Below are 6,470 nucleotides of genomic sequence, written 5' to 3'. Positions count from 1 at the left end.
AAAAGTGCCTCTAAACCCTTGTGAGATAAGGATTTTTTGATTTTTCAGCAAGCCCTATTTAAACTAAAGGGTTGGAGGGGGATGACTTAATTTTGTCGAATATATTTCTATAAATTAATCCCCATACCGTACAGAAGATAAGATAGGAGGGCTTATTATTAACGATCAATTACTGTTCAGTGAATATGACTTTAGAGCAGTCATCGAGAACCAAGAAAAACAAATTAAGGATGAAATCGCATCTTATGACCCGAACAGACTACTCAACACACCAGACAACGATCTGATTGAATACTTTTACAATAAATTTAATATCAATCCCATTTGTTTAGTAGAAGATCAAATTTGCGTTGACCAGAAAGAGATCCAAATTGATGTTAGCAGAGATCACACGAGATTTATCTATGACAGAAGCCGTCCCTTTAACATAACAGGAACTGCAATAACTTTAGAAGTACCTTTTACTGGTGATTCAGATCTCTTCCATTGCAGGGCATCCACCTTTAATTTCAATCCACCAATTGGAGAAGTACGCGGAAATATCCTGTTTATTACAGTTAAGACCCTGGATCATAATTCTGATTCAATAAAGAAAGAATTAGAGCGTCGACTACAATCGGTCAAAGAATATATCGATTGGATTGCGATTGATGCTAATCCTTGGAATAGCTCGTTAAAACAAAATATTCAGGTTTGGATAAATTCGAGGAAAGAGAAACTATTAAAAGACCGAGGTCTCGTAGCATCATTAGGATTCCCAATGAAGAAAAGGGAAAACGCATTTTTGACTTATGCCGCTCATGATGTAAGACGAAAAATGCCAGTAAGTCAACCCGCTTCGAGTGCACAACCCTTCAAACCAGAACCATCTCTAGGGTCTGACGATTATGAGCATATACTCGAAATAATAAATAAAACTGCTTTGATGCTAGAAAGAAGCCCTCAAACTTTCCGTAGCATGGGTGAAGAACAATTAAGAGATCAATTTTTAGTCCCTTTGAATAGTCATTACGAAGGACAAGCAACTGGAGAGACTTTCAATTTCAATGGAAAGACCGACATTTTGATTAAAGCACAGGATAGAAACATATTTGTAGCTGAATGCAAAATCTGGAGAGGACAGAAATCTCTTTCTGACGCATTAGACCAACTATTAGGGTATTCGACATGGAGAGACACCAAAACAGCCTTGATTATCTTCAACAGGAATAAAGACCTGACTAATGTTTTAAGCAAAATTCCCGAGACTGTAAAAAATCATCCAAACTATAAACGGGAACTGAAAATCTCCGGTGAAACAAAATTTAGATATGTTTTTAGACATAGAGATGATATTAGTCGCGAACTTACATTGACTATTCTAGTTTTTGAAGTCCCGCAATAATCCTCGGTCCCCAATCAATAACCAACGATCTGAAATTCGGCCACCTAACGATGATCTTTACTGTCAGGTGGCCTCACCATCCTCATTACTAGAGGCAACATCCAACGCCCCGCAAGCGTTTAATGCCAAAAAATTCGCCTCACTTATGATTCACTTCTTCACCACGAATATTATTGTCTATCAGTGATTCTTTCATTAACTCTGAACGTCAAACTTTTAGCGTTGAAACACCAAAAGGCCCTCTCATATGGTTCCACCATTCAGCCTTGACTATATCAGAATAGTGTTGCAGCCTCCAACTATTCTTTCTTTTCTCTTTTGCAAGATAGAAAGAATCGTTGCCGTTCAGGTCCTCTGCTGCCCTTTCTTGTTCAAATTCCGCATCGGTGAAGCTTTCTCATGCTGGATCTTCATTTCCGACCGCCACAGGTTTACGTATTTTTTCACCATGTCCTGGCTGGAATGCCCCAGAATATCCTGCAAGCTGTACGGATCACCCGCATTCATAATGTAAAACTTCGCAAAGGTATGCCGCATCGTATGCGGGCTCACCCTGACATCCTGGATGCCTGCTTTTTCCCCGTATTCCTTCAAGCTTTCCTGAAACGTTCGAGGATGCAGCGGCGTTCCATCAATCGTTACGAAGAAATTCTGTTCCTCCAGTTCGCCTCTGCTCTTCACATATTTCATCAGCACTTTCCGAACATCATCGGAAAAAGGAACATCGCGCGGCTTTCGTCCTTTACCGATAACTCGAAGCAATTGGCACTGTTTCAAATCGACTTGATTCAATTTCAAGCTGACCATCTCGCCAATCCGTAAGCCTGTATCCAGCATAAGTGCCAGCATCGTATAATCCCGGTAACCGGTAAACGTCGACTGATCCGGCTGCGCTAATAAAGCAAGAACCTGTGCCTCGGTAAAAGAGGGAATGCTCGGTCGGTGTCCGCTTCGCGTTTTCAAATGAACCGCAGGGTTTTCGGCAATCCAGCCTTCTTCGTGCAAAAAGGAAAAGAAGCGCTTCATCGCCTTGATCCGGTTATTGATGGTTGTCAGCGCGTATTGCTTGTTTTCGACCATATACAGGACAAAATTTTTGCGCAGCACTTCAATCGTTACGTCAACGACACTGGCTTCGATGTTCTGCTCGGCCAACAGGCGACGATAACAAGACAAGCTTTCCTGTTCGGTTTTGATCGTTTTGTCCGAGGCGGTTTCCGAACGCTTGGCTCGGATGTATATTTCAACCGCTTCCTCCCACGTTAACTTTGCTCCGGCCCCCGAAAACGTGTCCACATCATACAACTCGTTGGAACGGCGCTTTTTCGGAACCGAGGCATTTTGGAACAACGGAACAACATTGTTCATTTCACTCAACTCCTCTCAATATTCATTTAGGGTCGCGCAAAAAAGTACTGGAATTGGTTTGCTTAAATGCTTCCATAAAGGTCGAAAACGCTTGTTCATTCTCGACCACAACTTCAATTGCGCCGATCTTGCGTTGTGCGTCCCACTCCCTGGCTGCCACCAGCCCGCCGCTATTTACGACTTCCCAAACGAACGCGTCCAGGTCACCTTCATGATCGCAGCAGCCAAATACAAGCTTTTTGATGATCATTCATATTGCCTCCTATCTCTTGCGAATTGCCCCCGATAGTTGATTCATTTTTCCTGTATCGTGATGACGTTGAAATCTTCCGCTCTTCTATCCAGCCCATAGATTACTTTGAGCAGTTGGCAATCCCGCAGCCGCGCCATCCCTTCTACTTCGGATCTGCGTTCCGAGAAGACCGATATTTTCATGCGATACCCTGCCGTTTCCAACTCGCATTCATAGCGTTTACTCATCCCGTCACCTCGCCCTGTCTTCACTTTCCCGTTCCCTATTTGTTGCGGCAGGATAAGCAATGATCGTACCCTTTATAAATTCGGATAAAAATCTCGGGATCAATTTGGATCGTTTTACCGCACTTCACACAGGTAAAGGAAATTCTTTTCATGCCCTCACCTCGTTTTTGAAAACAGCAAAGCCGCCCCAAAGGGACGGCTCAGATGTTCCGACTGATTTTGAAAGTTACTTACTGTTATTGAACCAGCGAAAGTAGTGTTTGCCCTTGCTCGGACGTGACCAGTTTGCCATAATCATCGTACCACTGCTCGTTTTTCCGGACAAATTCCGTAACTCGCGATCGGATATACACCAGGTCGCCTTGTCCGAGCGTAATCTTAGCGCCGAGGTAGTCTTCCGCATCCGCCTTGGCTTTCGCAATGGAATCGTGTCCCTCAAGAATGCAATAAATCATATGCTCTAGAACGTCCTTTTTGTCTACCGCCGCCACGTCTTGTTTCCTCCCTTCCGCCTTGCTTAAACCATTATGCTCTGGACAGCGTATTTGCCGTAACAAACAAATTCCGGATTTTAAACTCAACCGGGCTTTCCGCAAGCAGGACCAACCGAAGATTGCCCTTGGCATCGAGCCAGAAATGCGGCTCTTTCAGCACATACTGCTCTTTATGCACCCACGAAGGGCACTCCACGCCATAGTCGTTGCAAAGCTTATGCACCATTGCCGCCAGAAACGGAAGCACATAATCGGGGAAGCCGGGATGGCCTTCCGGTTCCCGTTCCACCATCAACCGTCGCTGTGCGTTCGATGCTCGATAAAACTCATCCAAAAAATTGCCGCAATGAATGGCGAATTGATCCATATTGCCGCCCGTATGACTGGCAATATCCCATACCGTCATGTTTTTCCCTTCTTTCCTTCAACGCGAAAGCAGTTCCTCCAGCAAATACGCCGTTTTCGGCAGAATCCGGTTTTGCGGATAATATCTCACAATAATAGCCAGTGCCTGCTCCAGCGTTTGAATATTCAAATGGCGCAGCAAAAACCGGATATCGTCGACATCCTTGCTTTCATACGTACGCGCGGCCAAGCATTTCATTGCGAGCATATATTCCGGCGAGGCCGCGAAAATGTCGAGGTGGCTCATTTTACGAAACAGCCGCACATCATGGCGGTGCGAGACGAAGCCTTTCACCGCGTTGTTCAGCCAATCCGAAGGCAGACGATGCTCATCGGCGATGTTTTTAATGATCGTATACAACTCGCTGGTCGGCGCGAAGATGGCGTCCACATCTTTGGTGCTGTCCCGGCTTTCAAACACCAGGCACATCACCGCTCCGCCGAACAGGCACATTTCCCCCCGCTGGTTTCGCTCTTTCAATTGTTCGTTGATTTGTTCCAGATACTTCATAATCTCCGCCCTGCGTAACAATCGAATCTCTCCTTTCATTATAACCGGACTGCTTGTTTTTCTAAAGCGATGTTCGCTCTTTTGCATATGTCCGCACGTCGCGGACGACGTTGCCTCGTGTGCCGCGCGGAATCAAAAACCGATAAAGAGAAACGCCCTGCGCAAAAAGCCCGCCAATCGGCGGGCTTTTGCAGTAATACGTGAATTACATTTCCGTACTTGCGGGTGAAGTCACCTTTTCACGGTCGTCTGCGGCCAGACAGGCAAACAACTCAAGCCATCCCTTGCTAAGACCATTGCTTTCGACAAGTTTGAATATTTCTGTTTTCGAATGAAAAAGAAAGAGACACAACCGTTTGTTATACCGGTCATGTCCCTCTCTATCATAAGGCATATTTTCTTTCACCCAGTCGCACTTGTTGCATTAAACAGCGAGAATAGGTCAGTACTGTTGAATTGCATCTAATGCTTCTCAGACAATGGTTTTATTGGCAGACGCTGCCCATATTTTTGGATTTGTCGTTCAAGCCACTCCTGCCAATTCTCTGCAGTAATTCCATGACAAGAAATATCTTTCAGTTGGGGATGCTGTTCCAGCAAATACGCTTTACATTCAGCAGCGGCCTTTGACAACTGATGGGGATTTAGATGCGTACCCATCATATAGTTCAACAGATAATAATAGCCGTCCATATTTTCTGCAAGTTTCAAACCCGTGATTACATTTAATATGTCCCGTAAATGAAATTCCCGCATGTCCACCTCCACTATGCTTCAAGCATACTTTCAGTAACCCTGTTTAGTAGTTCTATAGTACTACGATTTGCCCCAATGATAAACTCATCTCTAAAAGAATGGGGGATTGAGAGAAGCTGGATCTATGCATCCAGTTGGCCGAGGATAAACGGGAAAATAAGTCGATTTCAATAACCGCTTGTGTTTTCGGTAGTGACATATGCTTCAAGCGTGAAGCAAGTCGCTTATTTCATCCCTACACTCCACACATGCCTTCGCACTCATTTTCAAATTGCGGTCGGCTATCCGAGCGATGCGGATCAATCGTCACCTCGTCGATCGGCAGCAGCGAACGGTGCAAGTACACTTGTCCCCGGACTTTCGGCAAGCCGGTTCGAATCACCCGATCCAGTTCCACGACTCGCCGCCACTCCTCCGGGCTTTGCGTCCTGATCTCCTGCCACACCGCGTCCGAATGATACGGACAAAACAGACAGGCGGATTTCGGCGGTTCCGGGTATCCGTGCTTTACAAGCCAGGCCAAGCAGTCTGACCGGGTCATTTCTTTTTCGATGAGCGGCCAACGGTTGGTGATATACCTGTGTCGCGACGGTTTGATCCGCGTTGCTTCGTCCAATGAAATGCCAATCCACTGCTCGACCTGTGTTCCTTTCGGCACACGCTGGCGCGGCCGAAGTCCAAGAAGCCGCTCCCTGATCGCACGGATGATGACATCTATTTTGTAATCCCGTGTGCATTTGCGCATGAGCGTCCCCATCGCTTCCGGTTTTTCCAGCGCTCCGCCTCTCACGTAAAATGGAGGGTTTGCAATCCGATTTCTTTGTCCGGACGCCGCATGAAGAAGATCATGCATCAAATTCCCGGCTTGGGCGCGAACAATCGGGAAATGGTAACGGCTCGCGACTTCCTCGAGCCATTCCAGATGGCGGTATACCCACTCCGGCTCGGCGCCTGTGTCGGCAAAAATGGCTGCGTCCGGCATCCGGTCGAATTCTCCGTGCAGCGCCATGAGCAGCATCGTTGTGCTTTGCACCCCAGCACCGAGGCTGATGACAGTAAAGGACGGCATGTA

At 46.2% G+C, this 6,470-nt stretch carries 9 protein-coding genes; 1 reads left to right on the top strand and 8 read right to left on the bottom strand.

Annotated features, from left to right (window positions below):
* Positions 1-760: 760 nt before the first annotated feature.
* Positions 761-1,384 (top strand): hypothetical protein, encoded by a 624-nt coding sequence (locus ACFFK0_RS15810; protein WP_377471227.1) that lies wholly within the window; start codon positions 761-763, stop codon positions 1,382-1,384.
* Between the two features lie 345 nt (positions 1,385-1,729).
* Here the strand turns inward: ACFFK0_RS15810 and ACFFK0_RS15805 are convergent, their stop codons facing one another.
* The 8 genes from ACFFK0_RS15805 to ACFFK0_RS15770 all read right to left on the bottom strand — a co-directional run bounded on the left by ACFFK0_RS15805 (position 1,730) and on the right by ACFFK0_RS15770 (position 6,467).
* Positions 1,730-2,752, bottom strand: coding sequence for a tyrosine-type recombinase/integrase (locus ACFFK0_RS15805; RefSeq protein WP_377471225.1), 1,023 nt, complete (start codon positions 2,750-2,752; stop codon positions 1,730-1,732).
* Between the two features lie 22 nt (positions 2,753-2,774).
* Positions 2,775-3,002, bottom strand: coding sequence for a hypothetical protein (locus ACFFK0_RS15800; RefSeq protein ID WP_377471224.1), 228 nt, complete (start codon positions 3,000-3,002; stop codon positions 2,775-2,777).
* Positions 3,003-3,046: 44 nt separating this feature from the next.
* Positions 3,047-3,232, bottom strand: a complete 186-nt coding sequence (locus ACFFK0_RS15795) for a hypothetical protein (RefSeq protein WP_377471223.1) — start codon at positions 3,230-3,232, stop codon at positions 3,047-3,049.
* 236 nt (positions 3,233-3,468) lie between these two features.
* Positions 3,469-3,723 (bottom strand): hypothetical protein, encoded by a 255-nt coding sequence (locus ACFFK0_RS15790; protein WP_377471222.1) that lies wholly within the window; start codon positions 3,721-3,723, stop codon positions 3,469-3,471.
* A gap of 34 nt (positions 3,724-3,757) precedes the next feature.
* Positions 3,758-4,132: a hypothetical protein gene (locus ACFFK0_RS15785; RefSeq protein WP_377471221.1), complete on the bottom strand. Its 375-nt coding sequence runs from the start codon at positions 4,130-4,132 to the stop codon at positions 3,758-3,760.
* Positions 4,133-4,150: 18 nt separating this feature from the next.
* Positions 4,151-4,663 carry a DUF6036 family nucleotidyltransferase gene (locus ACFFK0_RS15780; protein ID WP_377471220.1) on the bottom strand — a complete coding sequence of 171 codons (513 nt, stop codon included), beginning with the start codon at positions 4,661-4,663 and terminating at the stop codon, positions 4,151-4,153.
* A 441-nt stretch (positions 4,664-5,104) separates the two neighbouring features.
* Positions 5,105-5,398 carry a DUF7736 domain-containing protein gene (locus tag ACFFK0_RS15775; protein ID WP_377471219.1) on the bottom strand — a complete coding sequence of 98 codons (294 nt, stop codon included), beginning with the start codon at positions 5,396-5,398 and terminating at the stop codon, positions 5,105-5,107.
* 235 nt (positions 5,399-5,633) lie between these two features.
* Positions 5,634-6,467 (bottom strand): hypothetical protein, encoded by an 834-nt coding sequence (locus tag ACFFK0_RS15770; RefSeq protein ID WP_377471218.1) that lies wholly within the window; start codon positions 6,465-6,467, stop codon positions 5,634-5,636.
* Between the last annotated feature and the right edge of the window lie 3 nt (positions 6,468-6,470).

Origin of the sequence: Paenibacillus chartarius (assembly GCF_042432825.1) — a bacterium.
Classification (GTDB): domain Bacteria; phylum Bacillota; class Bacilli; order Paenibacillales; family NBRC-103111; genus Gordoniibacillus; species Gordoniibacillus chartarius.
The sequence above is the reverse complement of the archived record's forward strand: the minus strand, read 5'-3'. Positions and strand labels throughout refer to the sequence as shown.

Excerpts from the sequence above, each read along its gene's own strand:
- ACFFK0_RS15795 (WP_377471223.1), bottom strand. The coding sequence starts at position 3,232 with ATGAGTAAACGCTATGAATGCGAGTTGGAAACGGCAGGGTATCGCATG.
- ACFFK0_RS15770 (WP_377471218.1), bottom strand. The coding sequence starts at position 6,467 with ATGCCGTCCTTTACTGTCATCAGCCTCGGTGCTGGGGTGCAAAGCACA.
- ACFFK0_RS15810 (WP_377471227.1), top strand. The coding sequence starts at position 761 with ATGAAGAAAAGGGAAAACGCATTTTTGACTTATGCCGCTCATGATGTA.
- ACFFK0_RS15805 (WP_377471225.1), bottom strand. The coding sequence starts at position 2,752 with ATGAACAATGTTGTTCCGTTGTTCCAAAATGCCTCGGTTCCGAAAAAG.
- ACFFK0_RS15800 (WP_377471224.1), bottom strand. The coding sequence starts at position 3,002 with ATGATCATCAAAAAGCTTGTATTTGGCTGCTGCGATCATGAAGGTGAC.
- ACFFK0_RS15785 (WP_377471221.1), bottom strand. The coding sequence starts at position 4,132 with ATGACGGTATGGGATATTGCCAGTCATACGGGCGGCAATATGGATCAA.
- ACFFK0_RS15775 (WP_377471219.1), bottom strand. The coding sequence starts at position 5,398 with ATGCGGGAATTTCATTTACGGGACATATTAAATGTAATCACGGGTTTG.